Source organism: Gemella sp. 27098_8_155, assembly GCF_041433725.1.
Taxonomy (GTDB): domain Bacteria; phylum Bacillota; class Bacilli; order Staphylococcales; family Gemellaceae; genus Gemella; species Gemella haemolysans_D.
Window position 1 is genome coordinate 1 of the sequence record NZ_JAPWCA010000002.1, and the last position, 19551, is coordinate 19551.

Consider the following 19551-nt stretch of genomic DNA (forward strand, 5'->3'; position numbering starts at 1 on the left):
TACTGTCACTTTAACTGGATCTTTTTTACCTGGTGTTGTTAAATCTGGTATATTTTCTACTTTTGTTACTTTTCCACCCTCTGGAATCTTAATACCTTTAGTGTAGTCTTCCTGTGTAAATGGTGTTGTTGTCATCGGTGTTTCTATTGGTTTAACAGGTGTTACATTTACTGGTACTTCTACTGTAACTACTTTTCCATTTGGTAAGGTAACTGTAACTTTAACAGGATTTTTCTTACCTGGTGTTGTTAAGTCTGGAATATTTTCTACATTCGTTACTTTTCCACCTTCTGGAATCACAATTCCTTTAGTATAGTCTTCCGGTGTTAATGGTGTTGTTGTCACCGGTGTTTCTATTGGTTTAACAGGTGTTACATTTACCGGTACTTCTACTATAGTTGTTTTTCCATTTGGTAAGGTAACTGTAACTTTAACAGGATTTTTCTTACCTGGTGTTGTTAAGTCTGGAATATTTTCTACTTTCGTAACTTTTCCACCTTCTGGCACTTTAATATATTTAGCAATATCATCTTTTGTTATCGGTGTATTTGTTACCGGTGTTTCAATTGGTGTAGGTTTTGCTTCAACAACTTTAATTGTAGCTGGGACTTCCACCAATACTTTTCCATTTTTATCTTTTACAACTACTGTTACTGGTTTATCTCCAATAGTTGTTGCATCAAACGGCTCAGTTTCTCCATCAGGAACTTTGTATTCAAATGTAGAACCTTCTGGATAATCACCTGGAGTAATACTGTCTTTTGCTTGTGGTTTTTCAGTTGGATTTACTGGTATTAGTTGTTCTTTTCCTTCAACAACTTTTACTTTCGCTGGGACTTCTACTAGAGTATCGTCTCCATCTTTTGCTTCTACTATTACATCTTTTTCTCCTGGTGTTTTTGTATCTACTGGAGCTTTATATTTAAATGTTATTCCATCTGGATATTGTTCAGGGTCAATACTTTTAGAAGCATCAGGTTGTTTATTATTTTTATCTACTGCTACATATTGAGTTTTAGGCTCTACAACTACTATTTTAGCCGGTATTTTCGTAATAACTTTATCTCCAATTTTAGCTACTACTACGACATCTTTCTCTCCTGGTGTCGATGTGTCTACTGGAGTTTCATAAGAGAACTCTGTACCTTTAGGGAATGCTTTAGGATCTATACTTCCTTCCGCATTTGGTTGTTTGTTATCTTTATCAACAGACACAAATTGCGGATAACTTTCTACAACACGTACTGTTGCGGGAACTTCCACAATAGGATTACCCTCTTTATCTTTAACAATTACATTTACTTTGTAATCTCCAGGTGTTGTAGTATCAATTGGAGTTTTTGGATCATATTCAAATGTTGAACCATCTGGATATTCAGTTTTGTCAATACTGTTTTCTGGATTTGGTTGTTTGTTATTTTCATCAACTGGAACAATTTGAGGAACTCCCTCTACAACTGTCACAGGAACTTTAATAACGGTTGTTTTTTCTTCTCCGTCAACAATATATTTTACTGTAACATTTACATCTGTATTATCTGATAAATCTGGATTTTCTACATTTTCACCAATACTTACATTCGTAACATTTGCTGGAAGTTTTCCTTTAAATTCACTGTCTTCGATTGATTCTTTTGCCTTAGCAAGAACTTTTTCTTTTGCTTTTTCTTTATCACTATCTTTAGCAACAATTATACCTTTCGGTGTTGGTTTTGGAAGAACTATTACTTTAACTTTTACTGGTTCTATTAAAGTTTCTCCATTTTGATCTGTGTAAGTCACTGGCACAGTGACTTCTTTCACACCTGGTTTAGCTGTAATATCTTTTGCTAAATCTTTAGGCTCACCTTTAGTTCCATTTTCACCAGGAGTAACAGCGTCAGTTATATCCTTAGCTGTAATTTCATCTCCTTCAAATACTACTTTAGATGTTGGAGTTGAACCAACTACATTAACAGGAACATCCACGTTAACAGAGACATCATCAATAACTTTTCCTGTAGCATTATCTCTATATTTAATTGTTACTGTTACTGGAGTTTGTTGACCGTTTTTATCAGTTTTTGGAGTGACGATAGCATCATCTGTTATGAATGGAGTTACACCTTTAGGAACATTTGTCAATCCATCTATTGCTTTTTTAACGCTTGCTCGGATCGCATCAATTAAAGTTTCATTTGGTGTTCCGTTTAAGACCGTAACCCCTTTTGGTGATGGTTTTGGTAGAACTTTCACAGTCACTTCAACCGATTCATCACGTTTAAATTGATTTGCTCCATAAGTTACTGTTACTGAAACTTTAATCTCTTGACCTGCTTTTCCTTCTGTCGAAATATTACTTACATCAGGATTAGTAACTTTACCGTCTTTACCAGGTGTTACAGCTTCTCCTATTTTTTCAGAAGATGGTTTATCACCTTCAACTACGTACACCGTTTTTGCAGTTGATACACGTGGTTTTACTTTAATCGTAAATTCTTGACTTATATTTCCATCCGTATCTTTTTTAGTATCAAATACTGGATCTTTATCAAACGGATTATCTACAATATCATACCCCATTGATTTCAGTACATCAATACGAGTTTGTACATCACTTTCAGGAATTATTTCACCTGTTTTACCAGTAAGCGTTAATGCATGCTCAGTTAATTCAGTTTCTGTTTGAGTTTTTGGGTCTACTGAAACAAATTTAACTTTTGCTTTTTGATCGTCTTTTTCATAAGTAATCTTGATATTTGCTTTTGGATCTGTAATTTTCGGTGGTTTATATCCTTGTTCTGGATTTGCAGGATTTACTGGTTCTAATGGTGTTCCATTTCCATCTTTCGGAGTATATCCATCTTTATGAGGAATAATTTGCGTAATTTCTCCTGTTTTCGTTGGATCGTTTGGATCATTAGGGAATGGAATTGGTTCTCCATCTTTACCACTTGTTGGATCAACTGGAATCCAGCTTCCAATCTTCGTATAAGTAACTTTTTCAGTTTCATCAGGAATCACTTTAGTATTTTTATCTGGAGTTGCTACTTCTTTAGCTGGAATTTCTTTTTTATCTGCAATATATCCAGGTAGAACACCTACCTCGACTTTATTCCATGATTTATTTGGACTTTCCCAATCAGTATAAGTTACTTCTTTAGTAACAAGATTAACGCTCGCTTTTCTTGTGAATGATACTTTCTGAATTGTATCGTCTTTCGCTTTTTCTTCAGCTTCTGTATCTGATTCTTTTTTCACATAAGAAATTACTCGTTTTGCTGATGTATTTAAATCGGATTCAGCCAGTCCCTCAGGCCATTTAAGCTCAGGAGTTTCTCCATTTGGATCTACTGGACTGTCTTTTTCATGAGGTGTTGATGAAGGTACTTCAACGATTCTAGGTTTTAGAACAATCTCAAAAGTTTGAGAAGGTTTAGAAACTCCTGCCACAGTATCCTCTTGATCATCAAAGTTAGGGTGAACTCCATTTATATTATATGAATCACTTTCTATTTCATATCCTTTTCCTTTAAGTTCTTTAATTTTATTAACAATCTCGTTACTATTCGGTAAAGATGTTCCAGGCTCTCCTGTTAATTCAACTGTAGTTGTACTTTTACCGTCAGTAGTTTTAACTACTACATTAGCTTTTTGATTTTTAGCTACATATTTGTATATAACTTCGATAGGATTTTCAGTTAGCGTTCCTGAAGAATTATTTGGTAAATCCGTTTTAACTAACTTATATACAACTCCATTTTCTGTAAATTCTTCATCTGGAGTTACTGAATAATTATTTCCAACAATATTTTCTAATTTTGCTGTTCCATCTTTTAAAACATTTTCTTTAATTACCGATGAAGTATCATTAGACTTAACATATTTTACAGTTACTTTACCATATTTGGCTTCATCATATGCTGCTACAATATTTGAAACAGCATCATATACTGTACCACTTGTCGATGTTCTATTGTAAGGACTATTTTTAGTCACATATTCTTTAAATATGTAATATTTGTTGTCTGCTCCTTTAATAATATATGGCGCAGTAGCTGTTGTTGTTTTTATGTTTCCATTTTGAGTTTCTACTTTCTTTGTAGTATTGTTAGTCTCTGTAGCTACATTTGCTTCTGTAAAATCTTTTTCTGGAGCACTAGTTGCAAATTTATCTACCTCTGCTGTTCCATCTTTAACGATAGATTTTGCTTTTAATATTGAATTATTATTCGCAGCATTAACATAACGCATCGCAACATTTCCAAGTTCTAAATAATCTGCTAACCATGTACCATTAGTATCGAATGTATTTTTTTTCGGATATATCCATTCAAATGTCATTGTTGGTGAAAACTGACCATTTAAGTTTCCTTCTTCACCATCTCTTGTAACAGTAATTTCTTCTTCTGTTGGACCAAATTTTTTAGTGTCACTGTGATAAAGTTTTAAAGTATCTTTCACTGGTTCACGTGATACACCTAACGCTGCCCAGTCCACTTTATATAATATTCCTTTACTAGCCTTACCTTTTACTATTTTAACCGTTACTTCATCTTCTGTTAAATTAGTCACTTGGAAGTAAACATCACCTCGAGGTTCTTTTAAAATAACTCCATTTTCATTAACTTTTGAGTTAGCAGTTGTAATGTTATTTTGGACATTTGCTTTAGCAGGATTAAAATTTCCAATTTTAGCAAATTTATTTAGATTCTTGTTTTTTAATTTAATTTTTATGGTTGTACCTGTATCATATTCATACTTGTTAGATGCGAGTCTGAACTCTTCATTGTGAGATAATAATTCTCCGTTTTCACTAATATCCATACTACCTGTAGTTGAAAGTACTGAAGGTGCATTACTTTCTTTATCAACTTCGATATTAGTTTTATTCATGATATATTTTTTCTCAACAACAGGTTGATCATTAACAAGAATCTTACTTGTCACTTCTTTGTCTTCACTGATTTGTGGATAACGTAAACTATAATTATTAATAGAACCTTTAAATGTTACATCAGTTAAACTCTCAATGGCTGAAGTGAATTCATAAATAAATTGTGTTTTAGTCCCTCTATTTTGAAAATGTCCTGCTTCTTTTTCTTCTAAAGATACAGAATCATCACGTTGTGCCCAAAAAGATGTTTTATTCTGTGTTCCATTTTTTCCATAACGCTGATTATATAACTCTTTTGTTTCCTTTAACTTTGCAAAAACTTTGCCGTCTTTACTTAATTCTTTAGGCAAGCTATCTCCATTTCCTAATTCTTCAAATGTAAGTGAAAATTTATCTCCTTGTTTATAAGCTCCATCCTTGAATTTTAAGTTATAAGTAATATTATTAACTCCACTAAAACTACCCATTCTAGGTTCTGTAGATATAGAACCACTTGCTGTAATTTTTCCTCCGTCAACTGCTACATCATTGTTAGTTTGAGTTTCGGGTGCTCTAAATCCACTTTCCCCTTTTCCTGGAATAACTTTTCCATTTCGAGGATCATTATTTTTATTTACTTTTTCCTCTTTTTTATCGGAAGTAGCTTTTTTCATACTTTCTAAAACGAAAGCTTTATTTTTTAGTTCTACCACTTTTCTATTTATCTCTTCTTGAGTAGTTGTTGAACTTTGTTCTAAAGATTTTGCTGAAGTTAATTCTAATTTTGCTTCTTCTATAGTAGATTTCGTTTTATCGCTAACATCGGCAGAATCTATAGCAGTCTGTAATCTATTAATAGAATTAACTAGTTCTGATTTATTAATTTGTTTATCAACCGTTGGTTGCATGGGTTGTGTTGTTTGATCTTTTTGTACTTGTTGTGTTGTTTTTTCAAGTGTTTCCTTTTTATCAGTACTATCTACTTTTGAATTAATCCCTACATTCTTCTCACTTGTGACGCTGTTAGTATTACCCTCTACCCTATTTACACTAACGTTAGAATTAGATTGTTGACTATCACTTGCAAATGCATTTGATCCTAAAAATGCGAATCCAGCCGCTATCAATACAGAAGCTGTACCAATCTTAAATTTTTTTATACCGTAGTAATTAATTTTTTCTTGTTTTTTTTGAATAATCATTTTCTTATTATTCTTACTGTACATTACTATTCCCTCCTAAATAAACAATAAAAAATATAATTCACCTTTAAAATAAATATAAAAATATTTTTAAAAACAATGATAATTATGTGATTATGAATATTAAACTATTACTTTATTTTATAATCACTTTAGTTAATTTTAACTATAAAATAAACTTGTGTCAATAGCTTTTTCTATATTTTAAGTAGGTTTAAGTTATAAAAATAACTGTTTTTTTCATAAGAAAATAGTTGTTTAATTTAACAAATAACATCTTTTTAAGAAAAATATCAATTTACATAATCTTAATATTTAAAACTGCCAATACTTTTTATTATAGCTTTTCTGATGTTTACATAATTTATTAATAAAATTATTATATATATAATTCAACTTTTTTCGAGAACGTTTACAGTTTTTCTTTTAACATACACCTTTTTTTCGTAAATTAAACAAAAAAATCAGTAGCATATTCATGCTACCGACAATTATATTATTAATTTAAAATTTTATTTTCTAAATAATCGCAGTATTTCATTTCTAGATTTTGAACATATAAATTAGGCGCTTTATTTTTTAATTTTCTAGCTTCTTCAATTAGGATCATAGCTTTTTCATCGTCTAATTTTACTCCCCATTCATATGTCGCGAGTATATTTTTTGTCTGTGGATTTTTTTGTTTAAACCTTGCTAATAAAGTTTTATCATTCATAAGTTCTTCTAATAATTCATCTTCAGGATTAACCAAGCTTATTAATTTCACTAACAATGCCATAAGTTCAATTTTATAAACTGGTAATAAATCATCTCTTTCAATATATAGTTTTCTTGTTTCATTGTATAATGAATCAAATTCAAAGAAATATTCCAATCCTTCTAATTTAATAAATTCTAATGCATCAGTTAAATAATTAGTATTAGTTATTTCTAATGAATTTATCTTCTCTACTATTTCAGGTTTTTCTATTAATAAATTCTTACCAATACTTTGATAATATACGTATTCTAATTGTAAGTATAGAACAAATCTAGTAGTTTCATCTTTACTAGCATGATAAAAAGTCATTCCATCATTGAATCCCATCGGAATCAAGTTTAGAAAAGCTAATGCAAATCCTATTAAAGCAAATAATAATGTATAATAACTCGGTAGAATTAGCCAAAATACAATAGAAAACACTAGATTAAACGTTACTCCACCTAATAAATATAATTTATACTTAAATTTTCCTTCAATATATTCAGGGGCTCTCATTAGACACTGACCACCAGTTCCTGCCAGTCTTTCATATCTGATTTTAAATTTCCTATTCTCATCCTTTATAATTTTAAAATCAAATACTCTAAAGCTTATAAATTTATAGCCAGATAATAATCCAAATACTAAATGCCCTGCTTCATGGATTATAACATGTAGTATGAAAGCTATAACTCCCGTTATTAATAACAATATAATATTTGGTTTATCAACCCTCGAAAGTGAATCTCCTACAATCTTACCAACTGCATATCCTATTATTGCACCAACGATCATAATTCCTAATATTTGTAAAAGTCCGTTAATAATCTTACTCTTCATAAATTTTTCTCCTATTCATTTTTTTCATGAATATAAGTCATCATTTCGCTAATATTTTCAATATTTTCGTCTACTAAGATATACATCCACTCTCCCATAGCTGTTGCAAAAACCGCTGGTACTCTATCTATTAAGCGAATTTCTTTTGAGTATTTATTATAAATATCTTCATTAGAATATTTATAAGTATATTTATCACGTCTTGATAAAGCAATGCCATTATAGTTATTATTCACTTTTTTCGGTGAATTACCAACTACTACATCCGCATACATCTCAAATAAATCACATTCATAAGTATGATTATATAAATCAACTGTATATCCACCCGCTATTCGGTTATTATATTCTAAAGCGATATAATCGTTATTTGGCAATTTGAAGAACTCAATATGGAAAAATCTCTCTTTCATATCAAATTCCTTAACAATTTTCCTCCCATAATCTCTTAATTTAGGATCTATTTCTTTTGATATAATATTTCCATAATCAAGACTATCATTTAATAGATCTAATGTAGGTTTTGTGTAATAAAAACTAGTTTCAAAAACAACTTCTCCTCTTGAGTCAATTAGTCCGTCATACGTACAAAGAATTCCATTGTCTATATAACTTTCAATAAAGTATACAACCTCTTGAGTCCATTGTTTTTTAAAATTTTCTACATCTTTTTTTGATAAAAGTTTATATGTATTACTCGCTCCCACACCATTATCTGGTTTAGCTATTACTGGTAATTTTATCTCTTTAATTGCTTTTTCAAGTTCTTTAATATTCTTTACAGCACGTCCCTTAGCTACTGGAACATTAGCTTTAATAAATCTTTCTTTCATTTTCGATTTATATTTTGTAAAATCTAGTTTTTTCGGTTTCACACCAGTTATATTAAACTGTTCTCTAATTATTGAATCTAAAAATAACCAATGCTCATTATTAGACTCCACTCTATCTATAACTCCATGCTTATAGATTAAAAACGCTACACCTCTTAAAACTTCTTCATAATTTTCTAAATCATTTACTTTGTAATATTCAGTTAAAGCATCCTTTAAACCACTAGAAAGATTATCGTAACTTTCACTACCTATTCCTAATACTTTAACTCCTTTTTCTACTAACTTTCTTGCGAAATTTTCCTGAAAAGTTGGAAAATTTGGTGATACTAATAAATAATTCATAATAATCCCTTCTTTCCTAATTTTATCTACTAGTTTAACATAAAATCTACTTATTTTCTATTAAAAAACAAAAAAATACGAATTATTTTCATAATGTTTAGAAAATAATTCGTATTTGATTTTATTCTTTTACATTTACTGTTAAATTCTGTAGATATGTCTTAAATGTTGAATTTACTTCTTCACTCAATCCTTTTGTAGCATTTAAGTCAACCGTAATTTCAACTTTCTCATTATATGTTTGTGTCATAATAATATTACTTAGTACACAGATATTTGAAACTAAACCACAAAATTCTACTTCTTTATAGTCACTACGTGAGATATAATGTGCTAAATCAATACTACCAAAAGATGTTTTATTAAATACTCTTTTCGCATAACTTTCATAATTAGCAACATCTCCATATAAATTGTGACCTTCACTATCTATTATACAATGCTCAATCGGTAAATGTTTACCTTCACGAGTTGAAAGATAGTTTGTGTAATGTGTATCTTTTGTAAATATTACATCTTGACCAGCTTTTAAATATTCATCAATTTTATTTGCAATGACTTTATCAAGTTGATCAGCAGTTTCAAAACCTAATGCACCATCAACAAAATCTTTTTGATAATCAACAACTACAAGTAACTTCTCAGATGTATCATGTTTTAAAGTTACTCTTAGATATAGTAAAAATGCTACAAAGGCTAAAAATCCTAAGCAATAAAAGATTATAACTGATTTAAATTTTGGATGAGCTCTTTCATCTAATACTACAAATTTCATTAATACAGCAGCCTCTACAATTAAAAGTACCACTATATATTTAATTCGTTTTTTAAAGAACACCGCAAAATCTTTTGCACCTAATTTTTTAAATATTAAGTAAATAAACAACGCAGCTATAGCCACAATAAACAACATTGTTCCATATTTATGTAATAATTTGAATGCATGTGGAGCACTAGGCCCTAATACATATCCTAGCGTAATAAACACTACTACCCAAAGGATACCTCCAACTGTTGAATATACATGGAATCTTTTAGCATTTATACGTGAAATACCAGAGAAATATCCAAGTATGTGTCTAACTCCTGGTAAAAAGTACGCAATTACTATTACTATGTTACCAAATCTATTAAAAAACTCAGCTGCTTTCGTCATTCTATATGGTGTAAGTCCAATATATGAACCATACTTATCAACTGCCTTAGTTCCTAACCTTCTCCCAACTTCATAAGAAAATTGCATCCCTAAAACAGTTCCTAATGCACTTGCAACAATCATCCCTATATAACTTCCATGATTATTATATGCCATTATTCCAGCTACTACCATCATAGTTTCACCTGGTAAAGGCAAAGCTGCAAACTCCAAGATAAGTGACACAAATAATATTATATATACATGTTCAGCCAATAGTTTAAATAACATTTCCATATATAAACTATTCTCCTTTTTATTTATTTTCTAATAAATTATATCATATTTTACTTTCACTTAAAAGCTAAAAAGGTAAATTCTATATGATATAAATAATATTGAAAATTATCTTATCATATAAAACTTACAACTAGTTTAAATATTTACTTTCGTACCTATAATAAAAGAATTTAATAAAAAACTAGAGTCATACTTAAAGTAAAACTCTAGCTCTTATTCATTTTATTTTCTTTCTTCAATTACTCTTACTAAGTCTTTGATTTCTACAATGTTTTCTGCATCTTCATCTGAAAATTCAAAACCATATTTTTCTTCAATATCCATTACTACATCTGCAACATCAATTGAATCAGCATCTAGATCTTCGTTTAATCTTGATTCTAATGTAATTTTATCTGCATCAACTTTAATATATTTAGTAATAATTTCTTTTACTTCTTCGAAAATTGCCATTACTTTTATTCTCCTTTTTCCATCGTTTCTATCATTATATCATAAAGTTTTGTTTTGTGTATTTGTTTTGCTTGTTGAACTGCATAATATAGTGCATTTTCATCAGCAGAACCGTGAACTTTTATACTTGGTTTCTTAATTCCTAGTAGGAATGCTCCACCATATTCACTATAATCAAATTTCTTTTTAAATTTCGTAATTCCACTTTTTACAAGTAATGCTGAAATTTTAGTTATAATGCTTTCCATAAAGATTCCTTTAATCATAGAACCTAAAGTACTAGCAACACCTTCTATAGTTTTTAATAATACATTTCCTGCAAAACCATCTGCGATAACTATATCATATTTATGCTCAAGAATTTCTCTAGCTTCAATATTTCCTTTGAAGTTATTAATATCTTCTTTAAGTAACTTATGCGCTTCTTTATATACTTTGTTTCCTTTTGATTCTTCTACACCTACATTTAATAATGCTACAGAAGGTGTTTCTATATTATAAATATATTTCATATATAATTGACCTAGTCTAGCATAATTTACTAAATCATCTGGTTTAGCTTCTACATTAGCTCCTAAATCTGTAAGTAAAAACTTATGTTCGCTTTTTGTAGGTAATAGTGACGCTAATCCTGGTTTCGAAATTCCCTCTATGCGACCTAACATAAATAGTGAACTCGCCATGAAAGCTCCTGTACTTCCACCAGAAATTGCTACATCAATTACTCCTTCATTTAAATCAGATAACATTCTAATCATTGAGGCATCTTTTTTCTTTCTATGAACACGCGCCGCATCATCAGACATCAATACTTCTTCAGTACAAACATTCTTAACAATATTTTCTGTTTTAGTTATTTGTTTTAAATTTTCTTCAAGTCCATAAACATAAAGTTCTACTTCTTCATCTTTATAACTATTTACAAAGTTAACAATTCTACTAGGTTCATCAACACCTAATATATCAATACCTATTTTCATAATATTATGCACTTTCTTCTCCTATTAATTTTGCTTCGACTACAAACCTACTTTCCCATTCTCCTGTTTGTGGGTTAAAGTTATCACATGTAAATAATTTTAATATCTTCGGTTCATTTTCATGTTGTTCTAAAATTTCAACTTGCGTTGGCACTACATCATAAAGTTTATTTACTTCATATGTGCGTAATTTATCTTTTGAAATAATTTGAATCTTAGCTCCAGTTTTGATTTTGTTTAAATTATTAAATCTTATACCCACACCTTGCACACTGTGACCTGCGATAACTACGTTTTGTGCATCTAAAGTTGATGGTTCTTGTGATGTTGCTACTCCATTAATTAAGTTGATTTCAGTGACATCTTGGAAAATTGGCTCTTCTATTTGTACACTATCAATTTTTAAAATTCCTAACATTGAATCAGTTAGTTTAATTTTTGATTCGTTATCTGTAAACATTTTTTGCCACCATGGTATGTCTACTTCACCTTTACCATTTTTATAAGCTGTTATTATCTTATCGTTAGCATTTCCTGTTAAATATTCTCTAATTTGATTTTTGAATATTAACACTACTGACGTACATAGCAATACTACAATAAGAATATTTAATATTGTATTTTTAAGTTTTTTATTCATTGAATCCTCCTAAATTATTGTCTCTTCTAATCCAACATACTGTAATAATCGTTCTTTATTATCGGTTACTTCAATAATTTTCACCGCTAATTTTTTAGCCAAATACATTAAATCTACGTCATTTATTAAATCTGCAACTTTAAAACTAGGAACACCACTTTGTTTCGTACCAAAGAAATCTCCTGGTCCTCGTTGTTTTAAGTCAAATTCTGCAATTTTAAATCCATCATTTTCTAAACACATTATATCAATTCGTTCACTCTTAGAGTCTGTCACTAAAATACAGTATGATTGATATTTACTTCTTCCTACTCGACCGCGAAGTTGGTGCAAAGTAGCAAGACCAAAGCGATGAGCATCTACTATTATCATAAATGTTGCATTAGGAACATTTACTCCAACTTCAATAACTGTTGTGGAGATTAATATATGTATTTCTTTATTTAAATATTTTTCAACAATTGCGTCTTTTTCCTTATTACTCATCTTACCATGAAGTATTGCAATTTTATAATCATCTGGTAGATAATTTTTAATATTTTCGTATGTTTCTTCAACATTTTGAAGATCCATTTTCTCAGATTCTTCAATTAATGGACAGACTACATAACCTTGTCTTCCATTATCAAGTTCCATTCGAATATTATCTAGCACCTTATAAAAACTCTTATTATTAGCTTTATAAGTCTGAACTTTTTTTCTACCTGCTGGTAACTCATCTATTGTTGAAACTTTAATATCAGTAATTAAAGTGATTGCTAAACTTCTTGGTATTGGTGTTGCTGTCATCATCAATGAATTAACAGCTTCACCTTTATTACTTAATAATTGACGTTGTCTTACTCCGAAACGATGTTGTTCGTCTGTAATTACATATTTTAAATTATTAAACTTTACATCTTCTTGAATTAAAGAATGAGTTCCAATTAATAATTCTATCTCACCTACTTCAAGTAGACTTAAAATAGTATTTCTTTCTTTCTTAGGTGTACTACTTGTTAAAAGCGCAACTGAAATATTTAAGTCTTTAAAAAACTCAAAGAATGTTTCAAAGTGTTGATTTGCTAGAATCTCTGTCGGTGCCATAATAGCTGTTTGATATCCTGCTTTTATTGTTGCATATAAAGTTGCCGCTGCAACTGCGGTTTTACCACTACCTACATCACCTTGTAACAATCTGTCCATTTTATAAGGTTCATTTAAATCCGTTACTATTTCATCAATAACTCTACTTTGTGCTCCTGTTAATGTAAAAGGTAAACTATCTTTAAATTCTTTAATATCTTTCTCATTCACACCTACAGAATATCTATTATCTTCAATTCTATTATTGATATTTTGAAGTTGCAATTTCAACTGATAATTAAACAACTCATGAAAAGCAAACATCTTTCTTGCCTTATCAAACTCTTCTGAATTTTTTGGGTAATGTAAAGTGTAAAGTATTCTTTCTAACTTCCAAATCCCTTTAAAATTTTCAGGAACCAAATCTAATATTACATTTTCACCATCTATCATTTTAAATGATTCTTCAACAAGTTTTATAAACTTTTTTTGTGTAATCCCTTGTTTCAGATGATAAAAAACTTCAATAGTATCACCTTTAGGTTTTTCTTCAGTTATATTGAAACTTACGCTAGAAGCAGTTATCGTATTATTAGTTGCATTATATGTACCTTTAACTACTACATCTCTACCTTCAACAAGATTTTTCTTCAAATAATGCTGATTAAAAAATACTATTTTAATACTTCCCGATGAAGTTGACAATGTAAAAAAAGATCTACTTCTTCTATTTCCATAAAACTGTGTACTTACTCTAGTTTCTACTTTTCCTGTAGTTATTACTTTCTCATTATCCTTTACAGAAGAAGAAAAATCAGTAGAACTAGATACTCTGTAAGGAATATTGTACAGAATATCACGAATTGTATATATTTCTAATTCATTTAAAGTCTGTAAATATTTCTTTCCAACACCTTTTATAGTTTCTACCGATTTTTCTAAAATATTAATCATTACCGAATAATAAACTCCTATATCTTTCTCCAGTTTTTGTGATTGCTAAACCACCCTTAGCAGTTTCTTTTAATGTAGTAGACATTTCAAGTCCTATCTTATACATTGCTTCTAACACTTCATCAGCTGGAATACGACTTTTTATTCCTGCTAGAGCTAAATCTGCTGCCATTAAAGCTGTAGAAGCTCCAGCCGCATTTCTTTTTACACAAGGTACCTCTACTAATCCTGCTACTGGATCACAAACAAGTCCTAACATATTTTTTAAAGCAATGGCAAATGCATGAGCACTCATCTCTGCATCTCCTCCCATGGCTTCTACTATAGCTGCCGCTGCCATTGCACTAGCCGAACCAATTTCAGCTTGACATCCACCTTCTGCTCCTGAACAAGAGGCATTATTAGCTACTACGAATCCAAAAGCTCCAGCTGTAAATAACATTCTTAACTGCGTTTCTTCATCAATATTGAATTTTTTCTTTAACGCATGAATACAACCTGGAAGTACTCCAGCCGATCCTGCTGTCGGAGTTGCACAAATTAATCCTAAAGATGCATTAACTTCGTTTGTTGCAATTGCTGCTGCAACTCCATTTAAAAAATCACTACCAGTAATTGATTTACCACTATTTATATACTCTTGTAATTTTTTAGCGTCTCCACCTGTTAGTCCTGTTTTTGAACTTACTCCAGCTAATCCTTCTTCAACAGCTTGCATCATAACAGCTAAATTTCTTTTCATCAATTTTTCTACTGCAGCACGAGTTACACCATTCACTTCAATTTCTTGTTCTATCATCAACTCAGAAACAGGTTTTTGTTCTAATTTTGATTTTTCTACGATTTCTTCTAAACTAGTAAACATTTCTGTACCCTCTACAATTTATCTGCAAATTTTACTTCATTAACAAATTCTAGCTCAGTTATTTTTTGAATGCTTTCTTCATTTAATTCCTCTAGAGACTCAACTACAAGTAAATTAGTTCCTTCTAAAATAGAACTAGAATATTTCTCACTTACTTTTTTATCACCAAATATTTCTTGAATTCTCAATGATAATTCTTTTTTATTTTTGTCATTAAACTTATAAAAAATGAAATAAGTTGGGAAGTCACCTGATAAATTCACATCGAATCCTAGCAGTTCAAATATAACCATCTTTCCTCCACCTATTGATTTCCCAATAAGATCGAGACTATGTCGACCAGCTTGAACTTCTATTTTTGCTGTATTTGGATGAATATGTTCAATTTCACTCTCTATGAATTCAAACTCCATTCCTGCTGCTTTTGCATCTTCCATACTAGTTCTTATACGCTTATCAGACGTATTATACCCTAATAATCCACCAATAAGAGCAATGTCTGTTCCGTGGCCTTTATAAGTTTCTTTGAACGAACCATATAATGTTATTTTTACATCTTCTGGTTGCATTCCAAAAATATATCTTGTAAATAGACCAATACGAACTGCTCCTGCCGTATGTGAACTTGACGGTCCTACCATTACCGGACCTATAATATCAAATACACTTCTGTATTTCATATTTACACCTCCAATATTGTTGGTAAAATAACAGGTTTCCTTCCTATTTCACTTTCTAAAAATTCCCCTAAAGATTCTAAAATTTGTTGTCTAACTTGATATACTCCGCACTCCTCATTAGATAGTACAGATAAAACAGCATCTTTAACAACTGCTTTAGATTGTCCGAATAATTCTGTTGATTCATTTACATTAACGAATCCACGACTTATTATATCAGGATTATTCATTAATTTTTTATTTTCAAAGTCAATTGCAATAGAAACTACGATAACACCTTCTTCTGAAAGTTCTTTTCTATCTTTAATTACAACACTTCCGATATCTCCAATTCCAAGTCCATCTACATAGACATCTGATGCATCAAACTTACCAGCAATTCTTGCACTATCGCTAGTTAATGCTAATACCTCACCATTTTCCATGATGAATGAGTTTTCTAGAGGAATATCACATTCTGCTGCTGTTTGAGCATGTATAACCTGCATTCTATACTCACCATGAATTGGCATAAAATATTTAGGTTTGATAAGTCTAAACATTAGTTTTTGTTCTTCTTTCGAACCGTGCCCAGATGTATGAACATTGTTAACACTAGAAGTGATAACATTTGCTCCAAGTTTTGATAATAAATCTATGTTTTTATTAATAGAAAGAGTATTCCCTGGAATTGCCGAACTAGCAAATATTACCGTATCCGTTGGCATTATTGTAATTTTCTTATGTGTTCCATTTGCTATTCTACTTAACGCTGCTAATTCTTCTCCTTGAGTACCAGTACATAAAATAAGTAATTTATTAGGATCTACTTGATTTAAGTACTTACTATTAACAAATGTTTCCTTAGGTGCTTTAATATACCCTAATTCTGTACCAATTTTAATAGCTTTTTCCATAGAGCGTCCGAATACAACAATCTTTCTTCCATGTTCGATACATGCTTCTACAACCTGTTTTACACGGTATACGTTTGATGCGAATGTTGCAAATATAACTCTATGTTTCTCTTTTCGAAGAATATTAGAAATAGTTTTACCTACTTCTTTTTCACTTTGAGTAAATTCTGTTCTTTCTGAGTTTGTTGAATCAGAAAGCAAACATAATACTCCTTTTTCTCCAATTGCTGCCATTTTGTGTAAATTTGATCCTTGCCCAACTGGAGTAAAGTCAAATTTAAAATCACCTGTATGAACAATATTCCCTTGTGGAGTATTTACAATGACTCCAAATGAATCTGGAATAGAGTGAGTTGTGTTATGGAATGATACTTTTAAATATTTAAAACTTAACACAGTATCTTCATCAATAACATTAAGCTCAGCTTTAGCCAGTAAGTTATGTTCTTCTAATTTTGATCTAATCAATCCAATTGCTAATGGTCCACCATATATTGGTAAATTAACTTTTCTTAGTAAGAATGGTAATCCACCAATGTGGTCTTCGTGACCATGAGTAATAATCAACGCTTTAATTTTATCAATATTTTTTTCAATATATGAGTAATCAGGTATTACATAGTCAATTCCCAGAATATTATCTCCAGGAAACTTAACTCCAGCGTCGATTATTATAATCTCGTCGCGGTATTGAATAGCGTAGGTGTTTTTACCAATTTCTCCTAAACCACCAATAGCAGCTACTCCTACTTCATTTTTTTTAATGATTTTATCCATTAACTTTCTCCACTTTAAAGTCTTCAGATTGTTTTTCAAACTCTAAATATGCTTCACTTAATTCTTGAACAAGTTCTACATTATAGTTTCTATCATCTAAATACTTTCTTACTGCTGGTACTCCATCAGCTTCTACATATAACACTTGTGTGTTTTCTCTTACTGGAATTTCCTTTGAATTTTCTTGGTAAAATACTTTAAATACTGCCATTAATAATCTCCTATCATTTCTTTTAATATATTTAATGTGTAATCTAATTCATTTTTTGTTGTGTTAATATTTATAAATGAAAACTGAATAATATTTCTTTCTTGAAGATATGAACTCTTATAATGAATAAAAATATTATTTATTGCAAGTGAGGCTCCAACGTTAAGTGAACTAATATTTTCAGGTAATTCTACAGTTACAATCACCGGTGAAACTTCTTTTTCTTTTATCTTCATTATTGGAAGACCTAATTCTTTAAGTCCTGCCTTCATATATGAATATTTTTCCTGAACCTTTTCATATCTTTCATCTGTTTTAAAGGCATCTAAAGCTGTATTTAGTGCTTCCATTAAAATAGATGGTTGAGTGAAAGGTATCGATGTCATTTTATTAGCATAATGTAAATCTAAGTATAACGGTGTGTTTTCAAGTGGAACTAATTCGCAATTAGTTCCTACAATTGCTAACCCAGCTACAGAACAAAAGGCTTTACCTGATGAACATGCTACATAATCAACATCTTTATAACTATATTTAATAGCACCTACTGCAGAAACTGCGTCAACTGCAAGTACTAAATTATTTTGTTTAACGATTTTTGTAATTTCTTCTAAATCATTCAATATTCCAACACTAGTTTCGTTATGAACTAAATAGACAAAATCATAATTTCCTGATTTTAATTTTTCAGCTACAACTTCTAAGTCAAAACTTTCTCCAAAACCTACAGAATAACAATCGATATTTAAGCCGTGACGTTTTGTTTCACGAACTAATCTATTTCCGAATTCACCATTTGCTAAAACAAGACCATTATTAAGACCTCTACCTTTCAATTGCGCCATTATAGCTTCATTAGCTAATGTAGCTGATCCATGTAATATAGTCGCTGTTTCTACATCTAAAATTCTCTCTATTTTTGAAAGTGTATTTTTAGTTAGACTTACAAACTCATTACTTCTATGTGAATACAATTGCTTAGATAATTTATCTATTACATCTTGAGATAAATCTACAGGTCCTGGTAAAAAGTTAATTCTTTGAGCTTTTGCCATTCTATCAAGAACCTTATTTTCACTCTTAAGTGAAAGATACATCGGCATATATTCAGCATCTTTAGTTCCTACGTTCTCATGGAATTTTGTAAAACCTAAATGCTTGTAAAGTTTCTCTTGTCTAGTTGTGCCTGAAATAAACACAATATCATAGGCATTCTGAATAATATAATTAAATGTTCTTTGCAATAATTCTGTAAAAACTTTAGTTTTTCTATATTTTTCTTTTATTGATAATAGTCTTATTTCTACAGGTTTTTTATAACTGCCTTTGTAATATTTATCTATATCATTAAGCTTTAAGTCTAAAGAAAACGGGCGTTGATCTGATAATGCAATCATACCAACTACATCGTTTTTCTTTTTGGCTATTATATATATGTTTTTATCATGAAATTTATCTTTTAATTTTTTAGTTTCATTTTTTTCATGTTGAGGAATTTCTTCGACAAATGTTTCATAGTTCAACTTGAAAATTTGTTCATATTCTTCCGCTGTATTTGCTATTTTATATATCATAATTTTTCCCCATAACTTTATTTGGTTAAATTTTCTCTACACTATATCTTACCATAATTACAACTTTTTTTCAAATTAACATGGCTAAAAATACTATAATTTAAAAAATATTAATACTAAATTTACATTATTTTTTTTATTACATTCAAAAATAAAAAGGCCCAAAATTAATTGGGCCTACATAAATAATTTTTATTAAAATCG

The 19551-nt window shown here is 30.1% G+C and carries 13 protein-coding genes; all 13 read right to left on the reverse strand.

Annotated elements, in window-relative coordinates; genetic code table 11:
- A partial coding sequence (locus O5Y44_RS01060) for a Rib/alpha-like domain-containing protein (RefSeq protein WP_371465231.1) occupies nucleotides 1–6081 on the reverse strand: 6081 nt, incomplete at its 3' end.
- Between the two features lie 475 nt (nucleotides 6082–6556).
- Entirely contained in the window at nucleotides 6557–7639 is a 1083-nt protein-coding gene (locus O5Y44_RS01065) for a zinc metalloprotease (RefSeq protein WP_371465233.1), read from the reverse strand.
- An 11-nt stretch (nucleotides 7640–7650) separates the two neighbouring features.
- Nucleotides 7651–8817: an ATP-grasp domain-containing protein gene (locus O5Y44_RS01070; protein WP_271986888.1), complete on the reverse strand. Its 1167-nt coding sequence runs from the start codon at nucleotides 8815–8817 to the stop codon at nucleotides 7651–7653.
- A gap of 121 nt (nucleotides 8818–8938) precedes the next feature.
- On the reverse strand, nucleotides 8939–10249 hold the full coding sequence (locus O5Y44_RS01075; protein ID WP_371465237.1) for an isochorismatase family protein: 1311 nt from the start codon (nucleotides 10247–10249) through the stop codon (nucleotides 8939–8941).
- Nucleotides 10250–10474: 225 nt separating this feature from the next.
- Entirely contained in the window at nucleotides 10475–10705 is a 231-nt protein-coding gene (locus O5Y44_RS01080) for an acyl carrier protein (RefSeq protein WP_003144982.1), read from the reverse strand.
- Nucleotides 10706–10710: 5 nt separating this feature from the next.
- Nucleotides 10711–11697 carry a phosphate acyltransferase PlsX gene (plsX, locus tag O5Y44_RS01085; protein WP_371465239.1) on the reverse strand — a complete coding sequence of 329 codons (987 nt, stop codon included), beginning with the start codon at nucleotides 11695–11697 and terminating at the stop codon, nucleotides 10711–10713.
- Entirely contained in the window at nucleotides 11690–12325 is a 636-nt protein-coding gene (locus O5Y44_RS01090) for a class A sortase (protein ID WP_371465243.1), read from the reverse strand. The genes plsX and O5Y44_RS01090 overlap by 8 nt, the downstream gene beginning before the upstream one ends.
- Nucleotides 12326–12334: 9 nt before the next feature.
- A complete protein-coding gene (gene recG, locus O5Y44_RS01095) occupies nucleotides 12335–14344 on the reverse strand; it encodes an ATP-dependent DNA helicase RecG (protein ID WP_271986884.1) in 2010 nt (669 codons plus the stop codon).
- The gene (sdaAA, locus tag O5Y44_RS01100; RefSeq protein WP_371465245.1) at nucleotides 14337–15209 is read right to left on the reverse strand and encodes an L-serine ammonia-lyase, iron-sulfur-dependent, subunit alpha; all 873 of its coding nucleotides are present in this window, start codon (nucleotides 15207–15209) and stop codon (nucleotides 14337–14339) included. Before sdaAA ends, recG begins: the two co-directional genes overlap by 8 nt.
- An 11-nt stretch (nucleotides 15210–15220) precedes the next feature.
- Nucleotides 15221–15889: an L-serine ammonia-lyase, iron-sulfur-dependent subunit beta gene (gene sdaAB, locus O5Y44_RS01105; protein ID WP_271986882.1), complete on the reverse strand. Its 669-nt coding sequence runs from the start codon at nucleotides 15887–15889 to the stop codon at nucleotides 15221–15223.
- A 2-nt stretch (nucleotides 15890–15891) separates the two neighbouring features.
- Nucleotides 15892–17562, reverse strand: coding sequence for a ribonuclease J1 (gene rnjA, locus O5Y44_RS01110; RefSeq protein ID WP_172497835.1), 1671 nt, complete (start codon nucleotides 17560–17562; stop codon nucleotides 15892–15894).
- Complete coding sequence (locus tag O5Y44_RS01115; RefSeq protein ID WP_003144942.1) at nucleotides 17555–17773, reverse strand: DNA-dependent RNA polymerase subunit epsilon; 219 nt, start codon at nucleotides 17771–17773, stop codon at nucleotides 17555–17557. The genes rnjA and O5Y44_RS01115 overlap by 8 nt, the downstream gene beginning before the upstream one ends.
- The gene (locus O5Y44_RS01120; protein WP_271965752.1) at nucleotides 17773–19347 is read right to left on the reverse strand and encodes an aminotransferase class V-fold PLP-dependent enzyme; all 1575 of its coding nucleotides are present in this window, start codon (nucleotides 19345–19347) and stop codon (nucleotides 17773–17775) included. Before O5Y44_RS01120 ends, O5Y44_RS01115 begins: the two co-directional genes overlap by 1 nt.
- Between the last annotated feature and the right edge of the window lie 204 nt (nucleotides 19348–19551).